Annotated in this window: 34 protein-coding genes; 24 read left to right on the forward strand and 10 right to left on the reverse strand. The window is 61.9% G+C overall.

Annotated features, from left to right (window positions below):
• Positions 1-308 precede the first annotated feature (308 nt).
• The 5 genes from JQK15_RS20400 to JQK15_RS20420 form a co-directional block, all read right to left on the reverse strand.
• A complete protein-coding gene (locus JQK15_RS20400; RefSeq protein WP_214867324.1) occupies positions 309-2,804 on the reverse strand; it encodes a TonB-dependent receptor in 2,496 nt (831 codons plus the stop codon).
• Positions 2,805-2,881: 77 nt separating this feature from the next.
• The gene (locus tag JQK15_RS20405) at positions 2,882-3,820 is read right to left on the reverse strand and encodes a FecR family protein (RefSeq protein ID WP_214867326.1); all 939 of its coding nucleotides are present in this window, start codon (positions 3,818-3,820) and stop codon (positions 2,882-2,884) included.
• Between the two features lie 27 nt (positions 3,821-3,847).
• Entirely contained in the window at positions 3,848-4,294 is a 447-nt protein-coding gene (locus JQK15_RS20410; RefSeq protein ID WP_214867328.1) for a sigma-70 family RNA polymerase sigma factor, read from the reverse strand.
• Positions 4,295-4,505: 211 nt separating this feature from the next.
• Complete coding sequence (locus tag JQK15_RS20415; RefSeq protein WP_214867330.1) at positions 4,506-4,631, reverse strand: helix-turn-helix domain-containing protein; 126 nt, start codon at positions 4,629-4,631, stop codon at positions 4,506-4,508.
• 45 nt (positions 4,632-4,676) lie between these two features.
• Entirely contained in the window at positions 4,677-5,003 is a 327-nt protein-coding gene (locus JQK15_RS20420; RefSeq protein ID WP_214867332.1) for a hypothetical protein, read from the reverse strand.
• A 121-nt stretch (positions 5,004-5,124) separates the two neighbouring features.
• Here JQK15_RS20420 and JQK15_RS20425 point away from each other — a divergent pair, with 121 nt between their 5' ends.
• Complete coding sequence (locus JQK15_RS20425) at positions 5,125-5,469, forward strand: hypothetical protein (protein WP_214867333.1); 345 nt, start codon at positions 5,125-5,127, stop codon at positions 5,467-5,469.
• A gap of 10 nt (positions 5,470-5,479) precedes the next feature.
• On the forward strand, positions 5,480-5,779 hold the full coding sequence (locus JQK15_RS20430) for a hypothetical protein (RefSeq protein ID WP_214867335.1): 300 nt from the start codon (positions 5,480-5,482) through the stop codon (positions 5,777-5,779).
• Between the two features lie 59 nt (positions 5,780-5,838).
• Here the strand turns inward: JQK15_RS20430 and JQK15_RS20435 are convergent, their stop codons facing one another.
• Both JQK15_RS20435 and JQK15_RS20440 read right to left on the reverse strand, forming a co-directional pair.
• Entirely contained in the window at positions 5,839-6,180 is a 342-nt protein-coding gene (locus JQK15_RS20435) for a hypothetical protein (protein WP_214867337.1), read from the reverse strand.
• Between the two features lie 8 nt (positions 6,181-6,188).
• On the reverse strand, positions 6,189-7,919 hold the full coding sequence (locus JQK15_RS20440; protein WP_214867339.1) for an ABC transporter ATP-binding protein: 1,731 nt from the start codon (positions 7,917-7,919) through the stop codon (positions 6,189-6,191).
• A gap of 188 nt (positions 7,920-8,107) precedes the next feature.
• Between JQK15_RS20440 and JQK15_RS20445 the strand changes: the two genes are divergently transcribed.
• The 8 genes from JQK15_RS20445 to JQK15_RS20480 all read left to right on the forward strand — a co-directional run bounded on the left by JQK15_RS20445 (position 8,108) and on the right by JQK15_RS20480 (position 13,321).
• A complete protein-coding gene (locus tag JQK15_RS20445; protein WP_214867341.1) occupies positions 8,108-9,304 on the forward strand; it encodes a DUF932 domain-containing protein in 1,197 nt (398 codons plus the stop codon).
• A gap of 86 nt (positions 9,305-9,390) precedes the next feature.
• Positions 9,391-9,603 carry a hypothetical protein gene (locus JQK15_RS20450; RefSeq protein ID WP_214867343.1) on the forward strand — a complete coding sequence of 71 codons (213 nt, stop codon included), beginning with the start codon at positions 9,391-9,393 and terminating at the stop codon, positions 9,601-9,603.
• A gap of 106 nt (positions 9,604-9,709) precedes the next feature.
• On the forward strand, positions 9,710-10,135 hold the full coding sequence (locus JQK15_RS20455; protein ID WP_214867345.1) for a hypothetical protein: 426 nt from the start codon (positions 9,710-9,712) through the stop codon (positions 10,133-10,135).
• A gap of 133 nt (positions 10,136-10,268) precedes the next feature.
• Entirely contained in the window at positions 10,269-10,754 is a 486-nt protein-coding gene (locus JQK15_RS20460; RefSeq protein WP_214867347.1) for a nuclear transport factor 2 family protein, read from the forward strand.
• Positions 10,755-10,988: 234 nt separating this feature from the next.
• Positions 10,989-11,165, forward strand: a complete 177-nt coding sequence (locus JQK15_RS20465) for a YegP family protein (RefSeq protein ID WP_084515015.1) — start codon at positions 10,989-10,991, stop codon at positions 11,163-11,165.
• A gap of 244 nt (positions 11,166-11,409) precedes the next feature.
• Positions 11,410-12,165 (forward strand): hypothetical protein, encoded by a 756-nt coding sequence (locus JQK15_RS20470; RefSeq protein WP_214867349.1) that lies wholly within the window; start codon positions 11,410-11,412, stop codon positions 12,163-12,165.
• 377 nt (positions 12,166-12,542) lie between these two features.
• Positions 12,543-12,944, forward strand: coding sequence for a response regulator (locus JQK15_RS20475; RefSeq protein WP_353047237.1), 402 nt, complete (start codon positions 12,543-12,545; stop codon positions 12,942-12,944).
• Entirely contained in the window at positions 12,941-13,321 is a 381-nt protein-coding gene (locus tag JQK15_RS20480; protein WP_214867351.1) for a response regulator, read from the forward strand. Before JQK15_RS20475 ends, JQK15_RS20480 begins: the two co-directional genes overlap by 4 nt.
• Positions 13,322-13,420: 99 nt before the next feature.
• On the opposite strand, the gene pyrE is transcribed toward JQK15_RS20480, so the two are convergent.
• Together pyrE and JQK15_RS26995 are read right to left on the reverse strand one after the other, a co-directional pair.
• Positions 13,421-14,110 carry an orotate phosphoribosyltransferase gene (gene pyrE, locus JQK15_RS20485; protein ID WP_214867353.1) on the reverse strand — a complete coding sequence of 230 codons (690 nt, stop codon included), beginning with the start codon at positions 14,108-14,110 and terminating at the stop codon, positions 13,421-13,423.
• A 14-nt stretch (positions 14,111-14,124) separates the two neighbouring features.
• A complete protein-coding gene (locus JQK15_RS26995; RefSeq protein ID WP_251007902.1) occupies positions 14,125-14,478 on the reverse strand; it encodes a hypothetical protein in 354 nt (117 codons plus the stop codon).
• 426 nt (positions 14,479-14,904) lie between these two features.
• Here JQK15_RS26995 and JQK15_RS27000 point away from each other — a divergent pair, with 426 nt between their 5' ends.
• The 6 genes from JQK15_RS27000 to JQK15_RS20515 all read left to right on the forward strand — a co-directional run bounded on the left by JQK15_RS27000 (position 14,905) and on the right by JQK15_RS20515 (position 18,409).
• On the forward strand, positions 14,905-15,453 hold the full coding sequence (locus JQK15_RS27000) for a hypothetical protein (RefSeq protein WP_251007903.1): 549 nt from the start codon (positions 14,905-14,907) through the stop codon (positions 15,451-15,453).
• 52 nt (positions 15,454-15,505) lie between these two features.
• Positions 15,506-15,940: a DUF4262 domain-containing protein gene (locus tag JQK15_RS20495; protein ID WP_214867357.1), complete on the forward strand. Its 435-nt coding sequence runs from the start codon at positions 15,506-15,508 to the stop codon at positions 15,938-15,940.
• A gap of 25 nt (positions 15,941-15,965) precedes the next feature.
• Entirely contained in the window at positions 15,966-16,277 is a 312-nt protein-coding gene (locus JQK15_RS20500) for a hypothetical protein (protein WP_251007904.1), read from the forward strand.
• 134 nt (positions 16,278-16,411) lie between these two features.
• A complete protein-coding gene (locus JQK15_RS20505) occupies positions 16,412-16,873 on the forward strand; it encodes a hypothetical protein (RefSeq protein ID WP_214867359.1) in 462 nt (153 codons plus the stop codon).
• 15 nt (positions 16,874-16,888) lie between these two features.
• On the forward strand, positions 16,889-17,971 hold the full coding sequence (locus tag JQK15_RS20510) for a DUF5983 family protein (RefSeq protein ID WP_214867361.1): 1,083 nt from the start codon (positions 16,889-16,891) through the stop codon (positions 17,969-17,971).
• A 24-nt stretch (positions 17,972-17,995) separates the two neighbouring features.
• The gene (locus JQK15_RS20515; RefSeq protein WP_214867363.1) at positions 17,996-18,409 is read left to right on the forward strand and encodes a hypothetical protein; all 414 of its coding nucleotides are present in this window, start codon (positions 17,996-17,998) and stop codon (positions 18,407-18,409) included.
• A 14-nt stretch (positions 18,410-18,423) separates the two neighbouring features.
• Here JQK15_RS20515 and JQK15_RS20520 read toward each other — a convergent pair whose 3' ends face one another.
• Positions 18,424-18,588, reverse strand: a complete 165-nt coding sequence (locus tag JQK15_RS20520) for a hypothetical protein (protein WP_214867365.1) — start codon at positions 18,586-18,588, stop codon at positions 18,424-18,426.
• Between the two features lie 128 nt (positions 18,589-18,716).
• Here JQK15_RS20520 and JQK15_RS20525 point away from each other — a divergent pair, with 128 nt between their 5' ends.
• The 8 genes from JQK15_RS20525 (at position 18,717) to JQK15_RS20560 (ending at position 26,359) form a co-directional block, all read left to right on the forward strand.
• A complete protein-coding gene (locus tag JQK15_RS20525) occupies positions 18,717-20,390 on the forward strand; it encodes a sensor histidine kinase (RefSeq protein ID WP_214867367.1) in 1,674 nt (557 codons plus the stop codon).
• 63 nt (positions 20,391-20,453) lie between these two features.
• Entirely contained in the window at positions 20,454-21,023 is a 570-nt protein-coding gene (locus tag JQK15_RS20530; RefSeq protein ID WP_214867369.1) for a DUF5983 family protein, read from the forward strand.
• Entirely contained in the window at positions 21,020-21,862 is an 843-nt protein-coding gene (locus JQK15_RS20535; protein ID WP_214867370.1) for a Cof-type HAD-IIB family hydrolase, read from the forward strand. The genes JQK15_RS20530 and JQK15_RS20535 overlap by 4 nt, the downstream gene beginning before the upstream one ends.
• Before the next feature lie 62 nt (positions 21,863-21,924).
• Positions 21,925-23,127: an ATP-binding protein gene (locus JQK15_RS20540; protein ID WP_214867372.1), complete on the forward strand. Its 1,203-nt coding sequence runs from the start codon at positions 21,925-21,927 to the stop codon at positions 23,125-23,127.
• 12 nt (positions 23,128-23,139) lie between these two features.
• A complete protein-coding gene (locus JQK15_RS20545; RefSeq protein WP_214867374.1) occupies positions 23,140-24,438 on the forward strand; it encodes a hypothetical protein in 1,299 nt (432 codons plus the stop codon).
• Between the two features lie 24 nt (positions 24,439-24,462).
• Entirely contained in the window at positions 24,463-24,765 is a 303-nt protein-coding gene (locus JQK15_RS20550; RefSeq protein WP_214867376.1) for a hypothetical protein, read from the forward strand.
• Between the two features lie 36 nt (positions 24,766-24,801).
• On the forward strand, positions 24,802-25,017 hold the full coding sequence (locus JQK15_RS20555) for a hypothetical protein (protein ID WP_214867378.1): 216 nt from the start codon (positions 24,802-24,804) through the stop codon (positions 25,015-25,017).
• Positions 25,018-25,408: 391 nt separating this feature from the next.
• Positions 25,409-26,359, forward strand: a complete 951-nt coding sequence (locus tag JQK15_RS20560; protein ID WP_214867379.1) for a hypothetical protein — start codon at positions 25,409-25,411, stop codon at positions 26,357-26,359.
• Positions 26,360-26,452: the final 93 nt, after the last annotated feature.

Here is a 26,452-nt window from a genome sequence, read left to right on the forward strand (position 1 = left end):
GGTCACTCTGTTTCTGTATGGAGAAAAGGGCATTCCCCGCCGCCGCCAACGATAACTTATCCGGTCGAGTGCAAAATCGTCGCTTCCCAGCACAATCGTCCCCGGTAAACCCGGCGATGCGAGAGGGCGCGAAACCACTGACAAGATCACCGCATCGCCGCGCATGGCGGGATCGACGACGTGCGCTAGCGCCCAGCGCAACCACACGTCCTTGCGGAAGAGTACAGTGCCGCTAAGCCCGGACATTGCAAAAACCAAGCCCAGAATTCTCCCGCCCAACCGTGCAGGAGAGCGAGTGTTTGCGATCATCACCAGCTATGTCTGTAAGCGACCGTCAACGTGGCTCCGTTTGCCGGGATGCGCGTGGAATTGAGGTCGTTACGAAGTAACTGGCTGTAGACAGGCAGATATTGCTCATTGAAAATGTTCTCGATGCCCGCCGTGACCAGACCCCGTTCATTGAGACGGTAGCTTCCCAGCAGGTCAAACGTCACATATTGCTCAACCTTGCGTCGGCCGAAGCTGGTAGCGTCATTCAGCCGGTAATCCCGATCGCCGGAAAGCAGGCCCTGCAGGCGGATATTCAACCCTTCCAGCGGCGTGATACCCACATAAGCCGTCACTTTCAGCGGCGGGATGCGATAACCAGTCATGATCCTGCTTGCGGACGCATTGGCGGGGCGTTCCCGGCCCTCGATATAGGTGACGCTGGCGCCGGCACTCACGGGGTCACTGCTCTCCCCGACGTCGATCGCCGCTTCCACGCCGCGTATTTTCTCGGCGGTCCGCAAAAGGAAGAGAGCGTTGTTCAGGCTCTGGATATCCCCCAGCTTCGAGTTCGTCTGAAACAGGGCGAGCGTCGCCCTGGCGCGATCGAAGCGACCGCGCCATCCGATCTCATAGCTGTCGATCTTCACGGGACTGAGTTCCGAACCCCGGATGTTGAAGCCGGGCCGCGCATTTCGGACCTGTAATCCGACGTCAGGAAGTTGAAAGCCCTGGGAGAAGGAGGCGTAGACATCATGATCCGCCACAGGCGTTACCGTCACGCTGCCGTTGAACGTCCAGGCGTCATAGGTCACCGACCCGCCGGTGACAGTGCCGGGAACTGCAACACGATACTGGTTGAGCGGGGTGAAGTCCTCGAAGGACGCCCGAACGCGATCATAACGGGCACCGCCCTCGATCCCCAGCCAGTCGGCAAATCTGTGCTGAAGCTGCGCGAGGCCGCCGAATGTTCGTGTGGTCACTTTCGGCATATAGATGAGGGTGCCGGTGCGATCGAAGACCAGGCCGCCGCTCGCATCATAGGCTGCCGGATCGAAGACATCGAGCGGCATGTCCGTCTTCTCCTGGTTGAAATCTCCGCCCCAGGTCAACGAGGTCCGTGCCGCCAGCGGTGTCTCGATCGTTAGCCGCCCGCCAAGCACCGTACTATTTTGCATGACCTGATCCACATTGTTGCCGCGATTGGGTGATGAACGGAGATCATTGGGCGTGAAACGGAGAAACGTGTCGCGATAGTAGCCAAGCAGGTCCAGACGGCTGCCGAAAAGATCGCGGTCGGCATAGTTGACGGTCAGAATCGTGTTCCTGACCTGGTTCTGCTCTGCAAGTTCCAAACCTTTGAGCGCGCCAGCCAAGGCGGTGCCTGGCGAGAGTCGGGCGGGCGCGGGATCGGATGCATAATCACTATCCTGATCGAGCCGATAGAAGCCGCCAGAGACCTGGAAATAGCGCATATCATCGATCCGCATGCCGATCTTTCCGCCGATGCTGACGATATTGCTGTCGAACTGGTCGCCCTGGCTGGGTTCAGGGGCACGCCGGTCGCCACGCGCATCATAGCTCCCTCCAACGTGTTGGAGAGTGCCATTGAGGGCAAAATCCAAGCCTCCGGCAGAACCGGATACGAACTGGGTCAATCGACCGCTCAAACCTTCATCGGTTATTCGGGAAAGCGAAGCCGTTCCGCTGAGCGTCGTTTCAAGCCGCAGCGGTCCGCCTGCTGGCCGCGTCGTGATGGAGATGATGCCACCTGAAGCGCCGCCGCCGTAAATCGCGCTACTTCCACGCAACACCTCGATACGATCAATATTGCCTGGGTCGAGGCTGATAAGGTCACGGGATGCGTTGCGATTATTGTTGTAGGGCACACCGTCCACCAGCACCAGCGCGAGACGGCCTCTAAGCGTTTGGCCGAAGTCGCTCATCACACGACTGGAATCCGCCAGACCCGGCACCGCCTTGGCCAAAAGGGTGGCCAATGTGTCGGAGGCCGCGCGACCGGACTCGACGGATTGCCTGTCTATGATCGTCACTTGATGTCCTGGTGCTACGATCCCTGCGCGGGTCCGTTGTGCGGTGACGACAATATCCTGTGCGGGAGTGTTAGCCGCATCGAGGGTGGATGGCTCCGGTTCGTGGGTGATTGCGCGCGGGCCTTGGCGTGCAGCCGGCGTCGATTGGACAACCCTTGTTCTTTGGATTGTAAAGCCACCCCTTCCATCGGGACGTGCTTCGATGCCGGTGCCCGCAAGCAGGCGGTCGAGCGCTTGCGCGGGCGTGTAGGGCCCGCGTAGGCCGAGGGTGCGCTTGCCTCGCACCAGCGCCGGGTCGAAAACGATCATTACGCCGGTCTTTCGGCCGAGCTGGGCGATGGCGTTGCCGAGCGAGCCGGCGGGAATGTCGATGTCCCTTGCCGCTTGTGCCGTCTGCGCCTGCGCCGGCATGGGGAGCGCACCGATTCCTGCCCCCAAAATCGCGACAGTCGCCGCGCCGCACATTCCCTTGAATTTCACCACCCGGAATACCCCATTTCACATACCGCTTCACCAAGGGGGACGGGCGAATCTAAAAATCGGGAACCGCTTGCTGAAAATTATTTTGCGCGTACCCACAGCTCGCCGTCGGCGGTGCGCGACACGCGCAGCCCGGTTGATCGCAGGATGCCGTGCAACGCGCGATCGGTGTTGGCCAGAGGAAAGCTGCCCGACACCCTGACGCCGGCCAGCTCGCCTTCATCGAAGCGCAGCGGCTGCGTGCGATAGCGGTTGAGTTCGCGCAGCACGCCCGCCACCGGCTGATCGTCGGCCGCGAGCCAGCCTTCGGCCCAGATCGCTGCCGTTTCAGGATCGACACGACCGAGGCGGGCGAGCTTCCCCTGTCCCATGCGCACCTGGTCGCCGGGAGAGAGATCGACGCAGGCTTCGGGTCCAGCCACCGACAAGCAAGCCCGCACGCTGGACTCGATGACGGTGACGATGGTCGCATCGGCCTCCATGCGCACGATGAAGGCGGTCCCGTGCGCGGTCGCAGTGCCGTCGTGAGTTTCCACGGCGAACGGTCGCGCACTGTCTTTCGCCACTCGCGCCAGGATTTGACCCCGGAAGAGAGTGACGATCCGGTCTGTGCCGCTGGCGCGGAAGTCCAGCGCCGCGTCAGTGTCGATGGTGAGGCCGCTGCCATCAGCGAGCGTCACGGCGCGCTGCTCGCCGCGCGCTGTCTCGTAGTCGGGGAACCATGCCCGAACGGTCAGCGATTGTGCCGCCATCCATCCGCCGCCGGCGATCAGGACCAGGCCGAGCGTCAGCCCGCCGAACCAGCGGCCCTTTCTGGATCGCCTTTCCAGCACGGCGTCGATCGTCTCGCGCCCGATATCGTCCGTGCTGTCGAATTGCGCGTCGAGGCCGCGCATCCGCTCCATCGCCAGGCGATGCAACGGATGCTCGCGGGACCACGCCTCGCAGGCGTCGTGATCCTCCTGGGTGGCTTCATCGGTCGCGAGCTGGGCCGCCCAATAAGCCGCCTTCTCGACCATCTCGGGGGTTGGGCGGGGCGCTTTCACTCAGTCAGGATAGGCGAGCGCGTAGCAATGCGCATAGACCTTCGCGACATGGCGCTTGACCATGCGCTCCGATATGCCGAGTTGGCGGCCCGCATCGGCATAGCGCAGGCCGTCGAAACGGACCATCATGAAAGCATGGCGCGCCTTCTCCGGCAGGGTTTCGAGCAGGCGCAGGACCGCGCCGAGAAGCTGCGCGGCTTGCGCGATGCGCTCGGGCGTCAGATGGTCGGCATCGCCCATGCGTGCGGCATGGACCGCGAGATAGGCACGTTCGATTTCGCGATGGCGAATGTCGTCGATCAGGATACGGCGCGCGACGGTGGACAGATAACTGCGCGGATCGCGCACTGGCTCGGGGTCTGATTCAAGGACACGACAGAACGTATCCTGCGCTAGATCGGCGGCGCGGTGCGAGCATCGCGTGTGCCGCCGGAGCCATTCGCGCATTCAGTCGCCGTGCGACGCATAGAGCGCGCTGACATCGATTGTTGCTGCGGTCGCCGGCACTTCTGACTACTCCCTGATCGCAACCCGGCGATCATCAGACAGTGACGTCGAGCAGATTTCTCCCTAGCCTTCATGCGATTGGTTCGCAATAGTGCAAGCCGGTAAATCGGGAAATTGGTGAAAACCTCCGTTTACCTCGGTTCAGGATCGGTCAGGCGAGTATCTGGATACCGTGCTTTTCGAGGAGCGACAGGAGCTTCAGCGCTGCGCTGCTGGGCTTCTTCGCCCCGGTTTCCCACTTCTCCACCGTGCTTTCGCTGGTGTTGAGATAGCGCACGAAAACCGGCTGACTGAACTTGTTCCGTTCGCGTAGCCGCTTGATTTACTCTGGCGCGATCATCGGGGGCTCGACCAGGCAGCTTTGATCGAAATGGCGCATCGTGGCCCTGTCGATCGAACCGACACGATACATGCCAGCGGCGGCGCTATGAATTGTCTCGAAAGCGTCGCTTTTGAACTTGGACTTGGCCGTCATTGCATATCTTCGTTGTCTCACGCGCCGCCAACTCTCGCGCAATCTGATCGTCCGTTTTTTAAGTATAAAGATCGACGAGATCGCGAAATGCCGGTAATTCAGCATCATCAATGTTGGCGCGGTCCTTCCTGGCGTAAACCCAGAAACGCCGCCCACTTCGCCGATTCGTTGCATGTCGATCGATCCGACTTATAGGTCGGCTTGTCGAAAGCCCTCGGTGCCACCTGCCCAGGACATATATCGAACCGGGGTACGCGGCGTCGTAGACCTGGTTGAGAAGCCGAAGGACATGCAGATGAAACTGACACGGACGCCTATCACCATGCACGCCGCCGCGATCGTCGCCTTAGCGACTACCGGGTCATTTCTCACGCCCGTCCCCGCCGTCGCGCAGGGCGTCGATTATCACAAGGCGCAGCAGGCCGGTGAGGTCTGGCAGCGCAAGCAGGCCGAGAACAACCGGCGCGCGGTCGAGCGCCAAGGCAGCGACGCCTACCATGCGCCGCTCGCCAGAGGCGAGCGGCTGGTGGCATTGGTGAAGTACCGCGACCGCTACAACCGCATGGTCAGCAGCGTCGGCCAGAAGAACGCCGACAGCTGGCTGGGTGGCATGGCGCGCGCAGATCGCGCCAAGCGATAGGAGGCCCACGATGAAGATCCTGCTCGTAACCCTTGCTTTCGCCGCTGCTTCGCTCACAACCATGGCAGCGAACGCACAAGGCGTGAACTACCACAGCGCACAGCAGGCCGGAAAAGTCTGGGGCGACAAGATGGAGGTCGACACCCGTGACCGGAAGCCCGCTACGACGGCGGAACTCAACGCCGCCCGAGTGCGTCACGCTGCCGAATACAACAGGCTGCTTGAAAGCGTCGGCCGCAAGAATGCCGAACGGTGGCTAGGCATGCAAGCCCAGCAGGATCGCCGCGAGCGCACCGCCGCCCGACGTTGAACCCTCGGGGCGTGCCCGCATCTTCGCGATGAAACGGCAACGGTTCCGGTCGAACGAGACTATCTCGGGGGAATAGCACGACAGGTCCGGTAACCGGAAGCGATCGGATTGTCCGCTTCGCCGCTGGTAAACACCTTAAGGCCCGCATCCAATCGCTCATAGGTGAAGACGCAAGTCGCCAGGCCGGTGCGGGCGCACGCCGAGCCTTCGGTGATGTCCTTGGCGGCAAGTGCCGCCGCGCGATCATCCCTGCGATTGTGGTGATGATGCATCGCCGTCCAGCCATCGCGTCCCAACAGCTTGCGGCGTTCCCCGACAGACTGCTCCATGATGGCGGGCAAGGCAACGGCGGCACCGCATTCGGAAATGGCGCGCGCAGGTGTTTGCGGCCCGAATTCCAAGGTTAGCCTCATTGTTGCGTCGCGAGCCACAGGGTCCGGTAGGATGTGCATCGCCGCATTAACTCCGTATGCGTCCCGCTGCCGACCAGACTGCCGCCTTTCATGAAAAGAACCTGATCGGCACCCTTCGCTGTCGCCAGGCGATGGGTGATCATAATAAGCGTCGTCGCGTTATTGGTCCTGCACCGCAGCCTCGCGATCACATCGGCCTCGCTGCGCGGATCGAGCGCGGATGTGCTTTCATCCAGGATCAGGACCGGCACGTCCACCCCCGCCAAGCGCGCAAGCTCCAGCTTCTGGATCTGGCCACCCGATAGGCGCTCACCCTGTTCTCCCAATTCCATATCGAAATCGATCGGTCTCCCGGGCTCGTGAAAGCGCCAGACATGAAGCAATTCCTCGACGTCGCTGATGGGCTGGCTGGCCGGGGGATAGAGGATATTCTCCCGCAGCGATCGGTTGAACAGGCCGATGAACTGCGGCGCATAAAGAATATAACGATGACGCTCGCTCCAGGGGATCGTCGCAATATCGACCCCTGCAATCTGAACCCTTCCCGAGGCAGGTGCGAGCACGCCGGCAAGGATTTGGGCAAGCGTGGATTTGCCCGAACCGTTCGGGCCAACGATGGCGACGAAGCGGCCTGACGCGATGTGCAGTGAAATCCCGGCGAGGGCGGGCAAGCCATCATCATAGCGGAAGCTGAGATTTTCAGCGGCGAGATCGGCGTCGGCAAAGCGGTCGGGCTGCCAAGAACCCCGCTCATCCTCGGCATTCGTCAATGCCAGAACGTCGCGAATGTTGGCGATCGCGACACCGGCCTGCGCCAGGATATAGCCCAGCGAACTCAGCGGAACCGTCAGTCTAAAGGCGTAGGTCTGCAACAACACGAATTCGCCTGCCGTCATTCGCCCCTTGCCGACATCGAGACCGGCCAGCATGAGCAGCGCCACAAGTCCGGCTCCCACGATGCAGAACTGCAGCGCTGCCATGACACTCAGCGAACGGTACATGGCCACATTGGCCTGCCGCTTCGCGCTCAATGTCCTGCCCACATAGTGGAGTTCGCGATCGAGAGCGCCGTTGAGGATGACCCGGCGGGCATTGCGCACGATGTCGCCGATCGTGCGGGACACATGCGATGCCGCCGCATTGGTTGCATCGGCATGCACACGATGGCGTGCCGCACCCATCCAGGTTGCCCCGAGGAATCCCAACAGCGTTATGCCGAGAATCAGGACATAGCGAGGCTCGATCAGGCTGGCGATCACCGCGAGACTGGCAAGAGCCTGCAGGAAGACAGGGCCCAGCCGCCAGATCAATCCTTCCACGACCAGGGTCAGGCTATAGGGCAATCGCTCCAGCATGCCGGGAACGCGTCCGCTCCGGCTGTCGCGCGCCGCGGTGATTTGAGGCAGGGCGGCGCCAAGCGCATGGGTTTTAAGCTGCCGCGCCAGTGCATCGACCATTTTCGCGGTGCAGGAAAGCCTCGCCGTTTCCAGGATGGAGGCGCCCGCCCAGCATCCCACGAACAGCAGGATGTACAACAACAATTGCATGGGCGGTCCCACTGGTCCGGCCAGCGTGTCGATCAGCAGCTTGAGCGCATAGGGACCGGCGACGCCCATCGCGATCACGAGGGCTTCCAGGGCGAAAGCCTCTATCAGGCTCCGCCTGGCACCGAGGTCCGCAGACAGCATCAGCCGCGTCAGCCGGACCAATATGCCGAACGTCGTCACTGTAATGGCCTCCTGGCAATCGATGAATGAGCCAGAAGGAGGATTTGGAACGCGGCCTCTATCCTAGCGGCAAATCAGGCTGTTGCGAAGCCGGGATCGCGAGACGCCAGAAAGGGAAGGGAGGGGCGGGAATGTGACGGGAGACGTGGATCGTCCCGTTGTTCCTCTATCTCAAGGAGATGGTTCCCATGGCGACCCTTGCCCGCATGAACGAAGCGCCCCCCGTATCCGCCCCCTATCGCATCGATGTCTCGCGCGGCCGAATGAGCAGCCGCGTTTCGTCGGAATGGTTCTCCCGGCCCGACGATGAGAAATATCTCTCGCTGACCAGCCTCTATGACGCCGTTCGTGGCCGCGCGGACCGGGCGACCACGCGCATCGTCGAAAGCCGTGCGATCCGGGTCGAAGCGAAAAGCGACAATCCTGAACGCCTGATGCTGATGGCGCCCGGAGATGATCGCCCCCTGGCGCCGACCAACTGGTCCTTCGGCCAGATGGCGAGCCTCGTTGGGGCACCGGCCTCCTATCTTCGCCAGCTGCCAGCGGCCCTTGCGGGCATCAACCTGCAACATGGGCTCATGACCCACCGCGGCGAGCAGGTCAAACTGCTGCAGACGGACAATGGCAGAACCGAACTGCGCGCTGCTACCGGTTCCGAATATGGACGCATTTTCGACTGGGAGTTGGTCCAGGCTGTAATGGCCTTTGCCGGCGATGGCGTCGGGGATACGCGCTGGAAGGTGCCTGGCACAATCCAGTGGGGCAGCGTGACCTACAATCCCCACGTGGATATCACCAAGGAGACGACCACACTCTACGCATCGGACAGAGATATTTTCCTGTTCCTCGTCGATGATACGCATCCGATCGAGGCAGGAAAACTGCCAAATGGCGATCCTGACCTGTACTTTCGCGGCTTTTATGCCTGGAACAGCGAGGTCGGCTCGAAAACGCTCGGCATTGCAACGTTTTACTTGCGCGGAGTATGCGCGAACAGATGCCTTTGGGGTGTCGAGAATTTCGAGGAAGTCAACATCCGCCACTCGAAATTCGCCGGCGCCCGTTTTGCCCATCAGGCCGCTCCGGCACTCGAGCATTTCGCGAACTCCTCTCCGTCGCATTTCATCTCCGGCATCAAGGCCGCCCGCGAACGGATCGTCGCGCGTAAGGACGAAGATCGCGAGCCTTTCCTGCGCAGGCGCGGCTTCTCGAAGGCCGAGACCACGAAAATCATCCAGACCGTGCTCGCCGAGGAAGGCCGGCCGCCTGAATCCATCTATGATTTCGTGCAGGGCATAACCGCGCTCGCACGGTCGAAGCCCCATCAGGACAGTCGCCTCGAACTGGAAACCAAGGCCCGAAAGCTCCTCGAACAGGCGCTTTGACGCCCGGCCTTCGTCCGCTTCTCCGCTCTTCAGTCCCGCATCCTGGTCCCGCGCCAGGATGCCCTTCGTCATGAAAGGATGCCCTCATGCGTCCCCATCAATCCGCTCCCCTCCAGGAATTTACCGTCGACGTCGCCTTTTTCAGCGGCGCAGACCCTTTCGCCACCGAGACATATCGGATCCCGGCCGCGACATGGTTCAGCGCGCAGCAGCAGGCGCTGCATATGTCGGTGAACAGCGTCTACGATAATGCGCGCATTCCCGATCTCCGTCGCACCGCCACCGTTCGGTCCGTCTGACGCTCATCTGCGATCAAGTCGGCCATAGCCAGCCACTCCGGCGCATCATGCGGCGGAGTGGCCTGTCCCGATCAAGGACATCATCATGCAAAAACCCGACGATTGCATGTGGCGCGCGCTGCTCGATTTCCGCGCGCGTCATGGCCGGCGCTGGAAGGACGCGCTCACTCTTAAATGGATGAACGGCGATGACGAGCGAGAGCCACATAGCGCATCGCTTCGCATGATCCGCAACCAGTTCGGGCCATCCTGGCTCTGGGACTTGCCCAGGCTTCGCCTCGACAACGCGGCGCGGCGCCTCGCCAATCTGGAAATGCTTCCAGATATGTGCGCCTGTCCTCATCCGGAGACCGGCGAGACCATCATCATCAAGCGCGGCGAGACCGGATATTGGCCGATGCCCTCGCTCATCGCGGTCGATGCGTTCAATGCCAGTTTCAATGCGAGGCCTGCCGCGATCGCAGCCATGCAAGCCGGAGCCATGTTCGGATGGCATGTCCCGGCAGCCGATCCCGATCACCAAAGGCGATAATAACGACTTCGGCTTCACTTCTAACAATGATTACGCTTGGTGTTGAGGTGAACCGGTCTGCCGATCTATATGCGTCAGTTCTGACAGAGACATATAGATTGGCAATGACCCTCTGCTCGGCGAGGATTGGAAGATGAAGATGCTCGGCAAGGCCGCCTTTATATTCGGCGCGATCCTGCTTTCGCCAAATGCTATAGCGCAGGTGCCACCTCCGCCTCCTCTTCCGCAGCAAGGGAAGATTTCTGAAGATTTGGTTCGTGTCTTCGCTGACAAGGATCTCAGCGGATATTCGAACCTTCTTGCTGACGATCTTAAAGTCTACGAAGATGACGTATTGATAGCGCAGAGCAAAGGAGAATGGCTCAAACGCTTTGGTCCAATGCTAGGTGCTAAGGGCGTGTCATTCACCCTATCCCATGGATTCGCGTCCACCGGCAGAATCCTCTTCACGGAATACTACAATACGGTGGCAAGCTGGGGCGGATCGGTGCCTGCCCATTGCTGCTGGGGATATGATGCTGTCGCCTACGACATTGCTGACGGGAAAATTAAGTCAATCCGACGGCTCAAAGGCGGTGATATGAAACTCGATGAGACTGGCAAGCGTGCCACTCCATAGCTGTAGCACATGGCAATGGAGGAGGGTGAAAAATGACGGCCCGTTCTCTGACGCCATGATGCGAGCGCCTTGAGCCACACTGACCTCAGCTAGTCATCTGCACGCAGAGGTGGTCTGCGCTTTGCCCGGTGTTCAGGACTCTCGATCTTATCGGCAGACATGCCGATCGGCTTGCAAGCGATCGTTCCGGCTGTAGACTTGTTCGACCATTGTCTGGGAGAAGGGCCACGCAACATGGCGCACAAGTTCGAAATCTATAAGGACAAGGCTGGCGAGTTTCGCGTACGCTTCAGGTACAATGCCGAGATATTGTTCTCGACCGAGGGCTACAGCAGCAAAGCCTCGGCGAAGAATGCGATCGACTCGATCAAGAAAAATGGCCCTGAAGCGCCCATCGAGGATAATAGCTAAAGGCTCGCCGCCAGGGCTCGGCACCAACTTTCCCGAGCGACACCTTGCCCTGGTTGATGCCTGTGGCCGCCATATCCACAATCAAATGGCAAGGCGACGTGCCGACCACGTTCGGCCATGTCCATCCTTTGAGCGCGGGAGGCCTTTAGTGCTTTAGCCTATGACCGATCGTTACAGCTTCGACGGCGCGCCCTTCGAACAGGATATCTTCTCGCATTTCTTCCTCAATGTGGCGCAGGCGAATGTGGCTGCTGCTGAACGCTACGGTGAGGACAGGGCGGCCATTGCGCAGGCGGTCGATCGGGCGATTCTCACCGAACTCCAGGCCATCCTGCCCTCGATGAATCCGGCGGCTCTGCTGGGTTTGCGCGCCGGTTTTCCCGATGCGATCCGCCACCCCGCCTTCGGCAGGGCCTGGCTCCTCGTCCGCGAGGCAGCCTCCCATTATAGCGACTTTCTCGCGATCAGTTCTTCGGTCGAACCCGCGATCATCATGGCCGCCCTCGATATTCCCGTTATACCCTTGCGCGGGACCGATATCGACAGCCTCGCCCCGCCGACAAGCGATGTGGACAGGCTTCTCGAGCTATGGGACACGCCACCGCATCCGATCGTCGGATTCGAGCCTGCATCCCTCGATCACTATTTTCTCGTTTCCGGTTCCGTCCGTTCGCTGCGGCGCTGTCTCGCCGGCGATCCGCGTTTCCAGTCGCTGCGCGCGATCATGCGGCCTGCGGACTTTCCCTTGCCGAAAAACCCGACCGGAACCTGCGGGATAAGGCCCAAGCAGCAGGGCCAGCGCATCGGATCCGTGTGGCACAAGGATAATCCCGGCGGGCCCCTCATCACTATATTCATTGGTGGATGGATGGAGGGCGGCAAACCCTGCGACAACGGCGCGCCGCTCCATCAGCCGATGCCGATGCGCATCCTGGAATATATCATGCGGCATGGCGTGCTCGCGATGTCGATCGTCCAGAAACCCTCGGGCAAGACCTGATCGCACGCCGGCAATCTTCACGTCGCATCAAGGCCTCCATCCGTCGATGGATGATCCCGATGCTCTGGCCTGTCGCCGCCTTCCCGCCTATGCGCGCGCCGGGCCGCGGCTTCAAAGCAGCATATGGCCTCCACTCCTGACGGCGACTCTCATGCTGCAGCCGCCGTCAGGAGACCAGCCAACGTGCTGAAATAGACGTCAATTCACCTCGTATCCCTATTCTGCGACGTCTATGCACCAAGCGCGCTGGCGGCTCTCGGGCGCCCTTGCGCCAAATCGTTCCAGGCCCGCCAAAATAAATTCGTCCAGTCGGGGACCAATCAGCGCGTGAATCGTTGACCCGGCTGAGCAAAGCGAAAGCCGCATAGGGGACTGCAGTGGTGATACCGTCCGTCGCCGAAGATCTTCGGCCGCTCCACATTCTCGTTGTCGACGATGATCCGTTGCTTCGTGCCTTCCTGGCAGACGATCTCCGCGACGAAGGCATGACAGTGATCGAAGCATCGAACGCCGACGAAGCGCTGACTTATTGCCAGTCGAACGCACCTGTCGACCTTGTCTTTACCGATGTGCAGATGCCCGGCTCGATGGACGGCATTGGTCTCGCACACAGGCTCAGCAAAACGGAACCCGGCATCCCCGTCATTGTCACTTCGGGCGCAGTCCCGGTTGACAGCCTCGTTCCCGAGATCCCGTTCATCGCGAAACCCTATGCTGTGAAGGACGCCAGAACACTGATATTCTCGACCCTGGGTTTGGAGCCACAGGACACCGAATGACAAGCCTTCTGCTGGTGGAAGCCGATATTCTGGTGCGCGCGGCACTCGCGGCTTACCTTCGTGAATGCGGCTTTAGGGTGATCGAAGCCACGAGCATCGCCGAAGCGCGCATGTTCCTTGCTGACGTTAACGCCTCCATCGATCTCGTTCTGGCCGAAATCGGGGGAACGGATGAGGATGGCTTTGCCCTTGCGTCCTGGATCAGAAAGGAGCGCCCTGCGATAGACGTCATCCTCGCTGGTACGCTCGAAACGGCCACGAAAAAGGCCGGGGATCTGTGCGAGAGCGAACCGTCGGTGACCAAACCTTATGATCACCAGCTTGTGCTGGATCGCATCCGCCGCGCTGTCGCGGGCAGAGAACGTGGTGCCAAATAGACCGATAAACTGCGCCCACCACATCATACGCCGTTGTTCAACCTGCCGACCGGCTTATCGTCGACATAGCGGTCATCTCGCCTGAGCAGTCCGACATCGTCAGTCGAGAAGATCACCCTTCTGCATCGCAGCAAACACTGGAAGGCCGGGCGTAGCCGCAATTGCAGGTGGTCCATCTCCCCGCCATATGGCGCAGACCACAGCGATCACCTGTGCGCCTGCCTCCTCGACCAGCCGGGCGGCGTCCGCGACCGCGCCGCCGGTCGTAATCACATCTTCGACAAGCACCACGCGCTTGCCCGCGACGTCGCCACCTTCGACTGCCTGGCAGGTGCCATAATCCTTTGCCTTCTTTCTTACGAAAGCGGCCGGCAGCCCGGTCTCAAGCGACATAGCGATTGCGATCGGCACGCCGCCAAGCTCAAGTCCGGCAAGAACCTCACTTCCCTCGGGCAACAGCAAGATCATCTCGGCGGCCACGCGCCTTAGCAGCGCTGGGTCAGCCTCGAAGCGATACTTGTCGAAATATGTCCATGAGATCTGCCCCGATCGCAGGCGAAACGCTCCCTGCAACGAAGCAACGGCTTTGACGGCCTCGGAGAGCGACGGATCGATCACGACCGGACAATGACATAACCGCGTCGCGGTCGCCAGCAGGAGCACCTTCGCTGCGATCCGTCGCCAGATGGCACAGCGATCCGTCGCATGCCGATCCCAACCACGCCCGTCATGATCCGATCCCAGGAGAAGAGGGGGAGGGATGGCGTGATCCTCGAGGAGATCGCGCATGCATGACAATCCGCTCAGAAATTCCGTCCAGCATGGTTGCGGGCCGTCGCTGCCTTCCTCCGGTGCCGAGGCCTTCCGCCATGATTGAAGCTTCGACAGCCTTCGATCCCGCCGACGCGCGATGCTGGGTCGCGCGGGGCCGCCCCGAAGATCATGCAGAGCAACTGGCTCGCGCATGGGCTGACTTCCCCGATCTTCCGAATGAGGCGCCAGCCCAGGACCGGATGGCCCGCATTCGCGAGCGCGTCGCGGCGCTTCGCCCCCTCAACGACGCCATCCGCGAAGAAGGCGAACGCGAGCGGAAGCGCAGGAATTTCGCCTTCGTCGAGTGCCGCATCGCGGAAGGGAAGGGCGCCGCACGTGATCATTTCATCCTGCAGGCTTCCTCCCGCCATGGCTATGACTGGGACGACGCGGTTCAATATGCAGATGGCAGTATCGCGGCAATATCAGGCTGGGAGCCTCGCCGATCCTTCCATACAAGGTCTGGCGTAAACGCTGATCGCCTCGACAGCGCCTATGCCCAGGGCTTTCGCGATGGCGGAGGCTGTTTCGAGGACCCGTTCGATGCCGCGCGGCGCGCCAATGCCGCCGCGACCGCCACGCAGCAGGAGCCACGAACCGCCTCTGTCCAGCCGATGTCCCGGCCGCTTCCAAGCAGTTGGCCTCTGCCGACAGACGCGCCGCGCCCCACGCGATGGTCCAGGCGCCTGCTGATCATAGGTGCGACTGCTGCGGCGGATGCAGGCCTTGCCCCTGCTGCCATGCTCCAGTCCCGGTCAGGCCATCACGACATGACAATGATCCTTGCCGTTCCCGGCCGAGGATTTTGCCTTTGGGACAGCATCGGCAATGCCGGAACGGAGAGCGCGCAGAGCCCCTTGCCTGTCCTGCTTGCCGATGTCGATCCTGACGATATTCTGATCGTTGCAGACGGCGATGATCTCGACTGGATCGACCATCACGCCGATCTTCTTCCCCTATGCCGCACGATGGAGCGGACGCGAAACTCGGTGATCCAGCAACGCGGCCAGTTTCGCACCTGGCTCGATCGTGGACTCGATACCGGCGAAATCATGGCAGGCGGCCATATCTGCTGGACGAAGGTCGCCCAGGGGCTCTCCGGCCGCCTTGGCGAATTTATCGCCCGCTATGGTGGTCCCGCCCGCCCGCGCGGCCATCAGATCGTCGTCGAACTCACAGACGGAACGTCCGCAACCGGCTTCATGACGCCGCAGGGCGACCTGCTCAAGCCGGAAGCGATCATCTCCAACAAGGCGCATTTGCGCAAGCATATGGCGGCAATGCTGCGCCGCTTCGCCTCAGCGATCCCGCACTATTGACCTCTTCTGGACCACGCGACGCCGGCTCGCATCGCGAGATTGGAAACCCATCATGACCATCCCCACGACCAGCAGGGCCATCATTCAATCCAACATCGACAGGACGGGTCAGCATATCTTCGCAATCTTCCCCGACGCCGACAATGCAGGCTTTGCCTATACGATAGGCAACGCCCGTCTCGGCCTCCCCGAACTGCTGATTACCGGAAATTTCGCGCCGATCCTGATGGCATCGGTTCTCAACGAAGTGGGCCAGCGAATGCGCCAGACGGACCAGGTGCCCGACAAGGATATCGATATCGGCGGCGATTTCCCGATCCGTCCCCGCCTTGCCGGGGCTGAGGCTCGCACCGCATTCACCATCCAGGTTGGGCGCTTTCTCGGCCATGATGAATATGCCGTCGTTCAGCTCCTCCTGCCCGATCCGATGGGCTTCTATCCCGGCGAGCCAGGATGCGACCCTCGTTACGACGTTCCCCGCCCATGATGCCCTGCCGTTGAGGAACGCAGCCATGCGCCCGACCGCGAAAATCCCATGTACCGAACCACGCCAGCAAAAGCCGGTGTCCCTGATCGTCAGGCAAGCCGGATATCCCGACCTCCTGGTGGAAACGCTTGAGCATGCGTCGCGCGGCTATTGCGAACGCCGCGATCAGACCGGCCTTGGCGCCAGCGCTTTCCCGGAAGCCGAACTCATGCGCAACGGCGTCATCGTCGGCCGCATCAGCTATAACGGCCGCATCTGGCATCCCATCCCATGGCGACCGGGCGACAAGCCCATCTACGACAACGCAGCTTGCCATGGCGGTGAGGCCGCGCGCTGACATCCGCTTCAGCCCAATCCGGCCCATTTCTCCGGAGTATCCAGACCGCTCTTCGGACCGAGCAGCGGAGCGGAGGGGGAGGGGGGTGTGGGAAGCGCGAGCAGCATTGCGCGCCCATGTGAAGGAGACCCCCGATGGATATGATCACCTGCAGGGCCCGCATCGGCGGGCAGGCTCCGCTTTACAGCTACCGCGTCCTTGTGCCGCTGGACCAGCTCACTCCCCTCCGTCGTCATCGTGTCGTCATCCTTCATGCCGTGACACCGGCCGGACGACAGCCCTGTACCCGGCTCGCCGACGTGCTGGCGCCCAACCGCTGGTTCGAGCGCTATCTCGCCATGCATTGCGGCCTGGCGGCGCGCCTCAATCTCGTGTCCCGCCGTGTCGAAGCCATCATCCTGCACGCCATTTTCCCTGAAATGACTGCGCGTCTCGTTCCGCCGATGCTTCAGCTCGATCATGATCCCGGGGAGGCCAGCCATCGCATATCCGGCATCGATCTCAACGCAGCCTTCGATAGCCTCGCACCGCGGATCGAAACGCTAGTGGCCGCCGATCTCGGGCTTTGCATCGATAATCAACGCCGCGCAGCCTGAAGCAGGATCCAGCCCATGACCAGCTATGCCCCATTCCGTCTCGAAATCGCCGCCTGCCTTTGGGAAACGGTCCTGAACTTTCGCGACCGGCCTCCCACCGATCCCGATGCGCTGGAGCGCGCTCTCGCCATCCATAGAGCATTTGACAGGCTTGGGGCTGACGCCCTGCGTCCCATTGTGCTCAGCTGGACCCCTAAGATCGAACGCGCATGGCAGGACGTCGATGACGATTGCCCCTTCGGTTACGACTGGGCCTATATAGGCCGATGGATGGTCGAGAATGTCGACTGGACCCATCCGCACCACCCGGTCCTGCACTCCGATATGACCGGACAGGATGCTGAACACGCTTCGCCAACCGGCATTGGGGAAGAGGCATCGTCGGGACCGACGGATACAGTCAACTGCCAGGATCACCTCGCCCTTTTGGCGCGGGCACGCTCCGCCATCGAATATCCCGATGACCTCGCAAACCATGCACGGACCCAGTTGGTCGCGGAAATCCGCGGTGCCGAGGATCGATTCGAACGATCGCCCTTGCCCTGGCCGGTCCATCTTCATGCCGCCGCTATCGAGCACCGCTATGGCACCAATATCCATGCCGCCATCGATGAGGCCACTCTGGACGCGGAAATCGCCGCCTGGTGCCGGGAGTGGTGGAAAGAATCCGGCGATGAACGCGATCCCGCCACGCTCGATGATGAGACCGTGATCGCCGTCTATTTCGACGGGCATCCGTCGGACGGATGCGTAAAGGACCAGCTGCAGGTCGTGCCGCCAGGTCTCAAGGCAACCAGCACTTCGGATCCGGTAGAAATGGGACGCTATTGTGTGCTCTCGACCGCGCATCTCACGGTCCAGACGGCCGGCCTTCTCGATGGCTGGGCATCCTGGCCGCCGACCGAGCGGCCGATCGACATCGCCGCCTCCGTCTACGGCTGGTTCGTGCCCACGCGGTCGCTCGAAGAAACGCGCCAGGCGCTACTGCCGGCAGACCTGCTGCGCTTGATGGCCTTCGGCAGGAGCAGGGGCTTCCAGTTCCTGCTGCTCGATTGCGACGGCGACCGCTCGGACGATTTGCCGATCCACGACTGGTGATCCCGCACTCGAAAGGAAATCCCGATGATTGGAACGCTTGAGCATGCCGCGACTCCCAGCCGCTCGGCCGGCGCCCAGACACCGCCGACAATACCCGCCCTGCCGCTGCAACCGGGCAAGCTTTATCTTCGGCTCTACCACGGCCGCGCCACGCCCGACGAGCAGATGGAGGACTGGGGCAGCGATGGCCCCGTGATCGGACCGCTCGCCTCGATCCATGTCACTTATACGTGTCATCTGAAATTCGCCGCGGCCCCGGACGTCATGGAACGCTTTTTCCCGGAGGTCATGGCGCAGTGGCAAGCCAGCGGTGTCAGTAACGGTCATGGACCGCTTTGCGACTGGCAATTCAACGTGATCGACGATCTCATCGAATATGGCGGCATCCTATATGGGGATTGGTCGACTTTCCTCGCCGACGATCATGCTGCCCGCTAGCGCGTCCCACCCCATCATGGGCCATCGGCGCTACCCTCCAGCAACGACAGCAGCATCACATGGAGGGCATCTTCCGCGCGCTCCCGCCTTGTCGCATCGCTCGAAGCCAGATCCTTTCGCATCCAGTCGGGCAATCGCCGCACAAGGTCGCGCAGTTTCACATCGTTTGACTGGCTCATCACCCTTCCTTTGCAGGACGGTCATCCCGGCGGCAACCGTCTTGCCCACCTGGCATCCGCAAACCGGGATGAAAGGGGAGGGGGCGGCGCAAGGGAGGCGGACAGACGGTCCGTCGTCGAGACCGGAGATGATCATGCCTCTTCCCGCCACCATCCAGACCGCCGTCAGCCAGGATGCGATCGGCCGCGCATCTCGCCTTTTCTCGGGGGATAGCCGCGACTGTCTCCAGGAGCTGTGCCAGAATGCACGGCGGGCCCGCGCTACGCGCATCGCGATCGATCTCACCCAGCAGGACGGTCGCTTCACCCTTCATGTTCGCGACGATGGTTGCGGCATCGACGATCCGGCCGCCCTGCTGCTGCTCGGACACTCCGGTTGGGACCATGACATCGCACGGTCCGAAGACCCCGCCGGCATGGGCATATTCAGCCTTGCCGGCCGCTCCGTCGAAATCCAGTCCTTCTCGCCGTCGGCGGGCACGGCATGGAAAGTGGACATCCCGGCCCAGGCATGGGACAACGGCGCACCGCTTGCCCTTGAACAGGGCACGATCGGCTGGGGCACGCTGATCTCGATTGCAATGCCCGATGACTGGCATTTCGGTTTACACAGCATTGTCGCGGATATCGCGCTCCACTTTCCCTTGCCGATGACGATGAACGGGGTGTTGCAGCCGCGGGAGGATTTCCTCAAGGATGCGCTGCTGGTCGAAGACGCCTGCGGCTGCCGTATCGGCGTCTACAATCTCGACCCTGACTGGCAAGATGGCCGCCGCATCAACTTTCACGGTTTGCGTGTCAAATGCCCCTTGCCCACCATTCGCGAAGTCAAGGACAGCTTCGACCACTGGGCCGTCCGGATCGATATTGTCGACGCGCCTGAAATCCATATGGTACTCCCGGCCCGCAAGGACGTTATCGAAAACGCCGCACTGAAGCTTCTTCGCGAAGCCGCGGAACGAGCCATGTATAAATTCATCGCCACGCAGCCCGATCATCGCCTCCCCTTCTCTGCCTGGAGACGGGCTCACGAACTGGGTGTCACCCTGCCTGAAGCGCGCTGCGCCCTGTCTCTCTGGCGTCCACAGACGCCCGACGACCATCATGCGCGCGTCAGCACCGAGTTCGCTTCCGAGGGCCCGATGCTGCTTGTCCCCACGCTGGAGTCCGACATCGAGCAGCCACTCGCGCTCGCCCGGCGCCAGGCGCCGCTTCAGGCGTTCCAGCTCGTCGAAGAGGAACGCTTGCTCGAAGGCTATAGCTGGTATGACCAGCTCCCGATCATCGATCAGCTTTCCTTTCAAATCCACCATGATGGAGCTGAATATCGCCATGGCGACGACCACCATCACCCCGTCGATCTGCCTTCAGGTTTTGTCGACAGCATCACCCTCGAACTGACTGTCGCTCAGTCCGAATGCGAAAACGCACCACAAGCCATGCATTCCATCGAAGTCCCGGCTCTTGTTTGCCCCAACAACGGTTGGGACATCGAACAGGCAACCATCCTCGTGGCACGCGACAGCGACATCAAACCGGACCGGCTGGGGCGCCTGATCTACGCGACATTATTTTGTTCGATCGACGATGACGACAATGATAGCTGGGAAACCCAGTCACGCGCCTTCGAGCGCGATGCCCGCCAGGAAGCGACCCGCATCCTTCTCGGCGAGGATGCGGCTATCCTTCAGGCCATCACGATGAACGCATGGGATCATTTGACCTGGCTGATCCCGCAGGATCGCAAGATCGTCATTCACGCCGAGCGCGACGCTTTCACCGTGGATTTCATCTCCAACTGAACCGCCGGCGGGAGTGCCTGGCGCTCCCGCTGCTCCTATCCGCCCCCATGAAGGAGACCGGCCATGCGCCGCTTCCCCGTCTGCGCCTGCTCGACGGCGCATCTTCCCCTTGCCGAGCGCGACGCCATTGACGGTCTGATCCGGAATGCGCCCCGAAGCGGCGGCCGCCTCATTGTCGATCATCCGCTATTGTCCATCGAGCCACACCAATATGGCTTCTGGATCCATCTTGGCCTGCTCGATGACTGGCCGGAGCGCCCCGACGCACTTTCCCCTGAGATCTGGGTTCTGCTGACCCACGCCCGCACGACCGGCGCCAACTGGATCAGCTTCGACCGCGACGAGCCGCATTGCAGTCGCTTTCCGGTCTTTCCCGCGATTACGGAAATAGCGGCAACGCAATCCGGCGACCTCGCCGAACCGGTGGCCACCGCGAGGCCTGTGGCCGGGACCACCGTGCGCTGCGCCTCTTGCGGCAGCGCGGATGTGATGCGCGACGCCTGGGCCTGCTGGGACGATCACACCCAGGACTGGGTTCTGGGCTCGGTGTTCGACGCAGCCTTTTGCGAAGCCTGCGAGAACGACACGACACTGGTCGTGGAGATCCTTGAAACCACGGAGATTGCAGCATGACCATGCCATCGGCCTCCATCGACCATCCTGTCACCCATGTCGCCCTCAGCAGCCTCGAGCGCTCGGCCTTGCAGGTCTCTCTTTTCGATCCCGCATCCATCGCGTCGATCCGCGGTGGCGCGCGGCTCAACCTGATCGACGCGGACGACAGCGGCACGCTCAAACATGTCGTCGCCCTGGGCGAATATCCCGATGCGCTCTGGCACGCGGTCGCGTCCGCCCTTGTCGAAGCTCCAGTTCCCGCCACTTCACCAATCTCGCTGGCCGAACTTTATGCGTCCCGCGCCGTTCCCGATCCGCAACTGTGTGCCTGCTTCATCGCGCTGATACCCGCCGAACTGGAAACGGCGCTCGAGGCCGAGCATCCCGATGCGCTGGACCGACGCGACGCAATCGGTGCCCGGATCCATTGCATGCACCAAATGCGCTGGTTCAACGATATTTTCGCCTTCCTGCCGCTCGAGGCGCTGTCGCAAACCGGCTGGCAGGCTGCCGCACGGCAAATCGACCAGCCCGAAGGGCTTCGCTGGGCACCGGACCTTCTGCTGCGCCGCCGCTCGCTGTTCAACGATCCCAAGCTCGACCGCGCAGCCGCCCTGATCCGGGAGATTGAGGCGTCGCTCTGGATTACCTGCGAAGAACCGTTCGGGGCAGGGCAGGATTTCGATGCCTATCGCGCCGGCCTGTTCAAGCACCTGATGGCCGACCCCTGCGCGCTGGGAATCCTTCACGATGACGGCGATCGACAGTTCGCTGTCGTGACCGATGCCCTGGAAGCGGCCGGTCATGACTGGCGCAATGCTGGACCCATCATTCTTCCGGCAGCGATCGCCGCCTGAATTTCCCCTCCACGTTCAACGCGAACGACCGCCTTCTGGCGGCCGGTCAAGGAGTATGTCCGATGAACATTCCCATCAGCAATTTCACCCGCGACGCCCGCGTCCCCCTCGGCCATTGCTCGACCGGTTCCCTCGAACTGGATCTCGGCAAGCTGATGTCGGGCCGCTGCCTGATCCAGGGATCATCGGGCGCGGGCAAGAGCCAGACGCTGCGCCGGATCATCGAGGAGGCCTTCGACTATCTCACGACCATCATCGTGGACCCGGAGGGAGAGTTCGCCAATCTCGCCGCGCATATCGGCGCTACCACCGTGGTCGCGCGCGACTATGCCAATGACGGTCTCACCGCACTCGCGCTGCGCACGCGCCAGCACCGGATCGCGTTGCACCTCGATCTCACCGATCTCGAACCCGATCACCGCATCGAGAAGGCGGCCGCCTTTTTCGCCGGGCTTCTGTCAGCCCAACGCGAACATTGGGCGCACACGGTGCTGGTATGCATCGACGAAGCGCATCTGCTGGCACCGCATATGGCAGCGTCCGCCCGTGATGCGGAAACCCGCCGCCTGGGCGTTGCCACGCTGACCGACATGTGCGCCCGGGGGCGCAAACGCGGCATCGGCACAATCATCGCTACGCAGCGCCTCGCCAAACTCGCCAGTTCGGTGGTCTCGGAACTGCATAATCATCTGATCGGCCTCAACGTCTTCGACCGAGATGTGGCGCGCGCCGCGGACCTGCTCGGGTTCGGCAGCGATCAGGCGGCGCTATTGCGCCTGCTTCCACCCGGCGAGTTCTTCGCCTTCGGTCCTGCGCTGTCCGCCACGCCCGTGCTCGCGAAGATCGATCCGACGATCACGCCACATATCGGCCGCACGCCTGACCTTGTGGCCGCTGCCGACCTCGGCCCGGACGAGAGCCGCACTTTGCTCGACCTTGATAACTTGCGCGAGGTCGCGCCGGTCAGGACCACCCATGCTGCCATGCGGGGACAGCGCGCGCTCGACGCCTTCCTGCTCGACCCTGCCGCTGCCGCCGCCGCACGCATTGTCGGTGCCCTGGGCAACATTGCACCTAATGCCACTACGTCCGACGATCTTGCGCGCCATCTTGCGCTTGCCGCCAATGATGTCGACGCAGGACTGGATCTGCTCGCTGCCATCGGCGCGTCCGATACGATGCCGCGCGGGGATACGCGTATTGCGCGTCTGTCGGCCCGGTTGCGTCTGCGCGTCGTCGATACACCCGTCGTCGGTCTGGTCTGAAGGAAGCGCATCATGACCCATAAAAGCTTCGATCTCGACGCCGATATCGTCGAACTGACCCCCTTCGTCCCCGAAGCGGAAGCTGTTCCGACCGCGCCGCTTGCAGAGCTGGCTTTCCGCGCGGACGCTTGGCTCCCCGATGAGACGGAGCGTCTGCGCGCCGCATTCGCCGACGATCGCACGATCGATGAGATAGCGGCCATGCTTGGCAGGCCTCGGGCGGGCGTCGCCACGCGTATCCATGATCTTGGCCTTCGGCGTAACTCGCGGCGGTCTTGGACCGAATGGGACGACGAGGAAATGGCACGCTGCTATGCGCACGAACCGACGGCAACGCTGGCTGCCCGGCTTGGCCGTGGTGTAAGTGCGCTCTATGCCCGCGCACGGCTGCTGGACCTGTCCGAGCCCGGATCGCCACCCTATAGCGGATGGGAAGATGCGCAACTTCGCGCCGGCTACGAGAAAGGCGTTCCCGTCGCCCAGATCGCGAGCCTGATCGGCCGCCCGTTCACTGGCATCATTGCCCGCGCATCGACATTGGGCCTGCGCCACGCCTGCCAGCCCGACGACTGGAGCGACGCGGAAATGACCCGTGCGCTCGAACTTGCGTCAACCGGCGCACGCTATGTCGCCATTGCTCAGGTTCTGACGGCCGAAGGCTTTCCGACCCGCAACGGTCGCAGCCTCGGGCAACGCCTGCGCAAACTGGGCTATGGTCGGGGCTGGGGACGTCCATGGATTGCTGAGGAAGACGATCTGCTGCGACATGCCTATACGACCGGCGCGAGCCTGACGCCGCTGCGCGAACGTCTTGAGCGCACGCCGCACTCGATCCGATGGCGGGTCGAGGCGCTGGGCTTGCGCGGCACTCATATCCATCGCGACGGCTTTCGGCAGGGGCCCGTCTGGACGGCCGAAGAAGAAGCCCGATTGCGGGCGGACTATGGCAAAATTCCGACACGGCAGATCGCCGACCAGATTGGCCGCGGGGTGCGCGCCGTTCTCTACCATGCCAACCGGATGGGTCTTACCCATGGTTTCATGCGTGCGTTCAGCGCCGACGAGGACAGGGCGATCCGCAATGCCTGGACATATGGCGTCTCGATGGTCGATGCCGCCCAGGCGCTGGGCCGCGATCCCGCCGTCATCGGTAAACATGCCGCGCGTATCGGCTGTCGATTCAACGATCCTGCCAGACCTGTCCGAGGCCCGAAGATCCGGCGGGCAAATCGCACGCCTGTCACGCTTGAGAGCCTGCTCGCGCTCGATCCTGCGGAGGTGGTCGATGTCGACCTTCCGCTCGCTGCCTGATCCTGTTCCAGCACGGAGATCATCATGTCATCGTCTGATCATCGCGGCCCTTCCGCGTCACCATCCACAAGGCCCGAATTTACCTATTCCCGCTGGAGACATGGCGGCTGGTATGTTCACGGCGTCCGCTACCCAAATGGTGCGATCGGTTGTGTCTCCCGAAACTATCCCGACGGCAAATGGCGCATCGTTTGCGATCCGCGCCCCTTCGAGGAACGCCCAACCTTCCAGAAGCGCGACGACGCCGCCATGGCCGAATGGCGACTGGCGCAAACGCAAGTTCAGGAGAGCAATAGCGGCACTCCGCACTCCTGCTCACAACCCTGATCCTCGACACCCACCGTCAACCGGATGGAGGACACCATGCCATCTGCCTGGAAAACCTGTTGCTGTTGCGGTCAATATGCCGGCCATTTCGAGCAGCACTGGAATCGCGATACCGGCTATGGCCTTTGCGAGGATTGCATCGACTATTGTGCCCGTGGCGAAACGGCCGAGAGTTTCGAGCGGACCTACGGCGTAGCGGGCGTCCATTATGCCCGAAGCCCGTCGCCCGGCATCCTGCGCAATTCGGACTGAGCGACGAAGCCCGCACGATCCCCAAGAGATCGCGTTTTAGGCTCTCCGAGCCGATCAGGCTGGTGATCTACGCGACTATGTCGCCAATCCCCGTCGACGCACGATCCCGTACCGCTCGAAACACGGCTGCCGCTGCCGCCGATCTGTCGATCGCGGCCTGACTTTCCGCTCTTCCCACTGGAGGCTCCATGTCCCCGCCAGACCAAAGCAACGGTTTCTCGCCACTGAGGCAGAAACTCTCCTCTTTCGATAATGCGTACAAAATCGCCCTTATCCTTCGACGTGACAAAGGCGTCCCGCATTATGTCGTACGCGGGATCCTTCCCCTCCAGGCCTATCGGGTGACGACGAGGCCGCCGGCCTGGCCGGACCGCTGGCTGGCGATGGTCGCATGAGCGCGGGCAGTCGTGCGCCCGTCGTCGCGGCATGGGGTGCGGGCACCAATTCGACCGCGATGATCATCGAGTTGGTCCGCCGCGGCGAAATCCCGGACATGACGTTGTTGGCAGCCATGCCCGAGCAGCCACACACGAGGCGGCTTATCCCTGTCTTCCGCCAGTGGATGGACGATCATGGCGTTCCCAACGAGATCGTCGAATATCAGGCCCGGTTCTTCAAGCATTGGCCACCCTACACCTCGCTGCTCGATGCGTGCCTGACGAACGGCACATTGCCGTCAATTGCCTTCGGGCAGCACAGCTGTTCGGCCCGGCATAAAATTTCGCCGCAGGATAAGTGGGTCAAGGCATGGCCTTCCGCCCAGCACGCCTGGGCGAATGGACGCAAGGTTATCCGCCTGATCGGCTACGACTGCTCCGCCCGGGACAACCAGCGTTATGCTCATCGCGAAGGGCATGTTTCAGATCTTTTTGAGTACAGGTACCCCCTTCGGGAATGGGGTCTCACGCGCGAGGATTGTGAACACATCATCGCAGATGCTGGCTTGCCAAGCTTTTGTAAAAGTTCATGTTTCTTCTGCACGGCAATGCAGATTTCGGAGGTCCGCGCACTGCCTCGCGAGGAATTGCGGCTCATCGTCCTGCTTGAAGCGCGCGCCGCGCCGAGGCTTCGAACCGTTGAAGGTCTATGGCGCAAATCGACGAAAAAACGTCCCGGTTCGATGACAGCGTTCATCCGTGCCGAAGGGTTACTCGATCCCGGCGAGATCGACGAGATCATCGCCAACGCGCCTCTCGATCTTCTTGAATTCCAGCGTGCGGCCGCTGCTGTTCCGATCGAGCAACGATCCCATATCAGCACATGGATCGAGCGTTTCAATGCCGGTCGAGCCTGTACTCCCCCGCCCGCCAATGATCCGGATGACCTCCCCCGGACGGCTTGATCCCTGGCTCCAGCGCGGCATGGGACATATCCGGTGCCGGCGGCCTTGGCACCCATCACGGACGTTGGCTGAAACGATCAGTGCAGTCAGCAC

It is taken from the genome of Sphingobium sp. BHU LFT2 (assembly GCF_018604485.1).
Taxonomy (GTDB): domain Bacteria; phylum Pseudomonadota; class Alphaproteobacteria; order Sphingomonadales; family Sphingomonadaceae; genus Sphingobium; species Sphingobium yanoikuyae_A.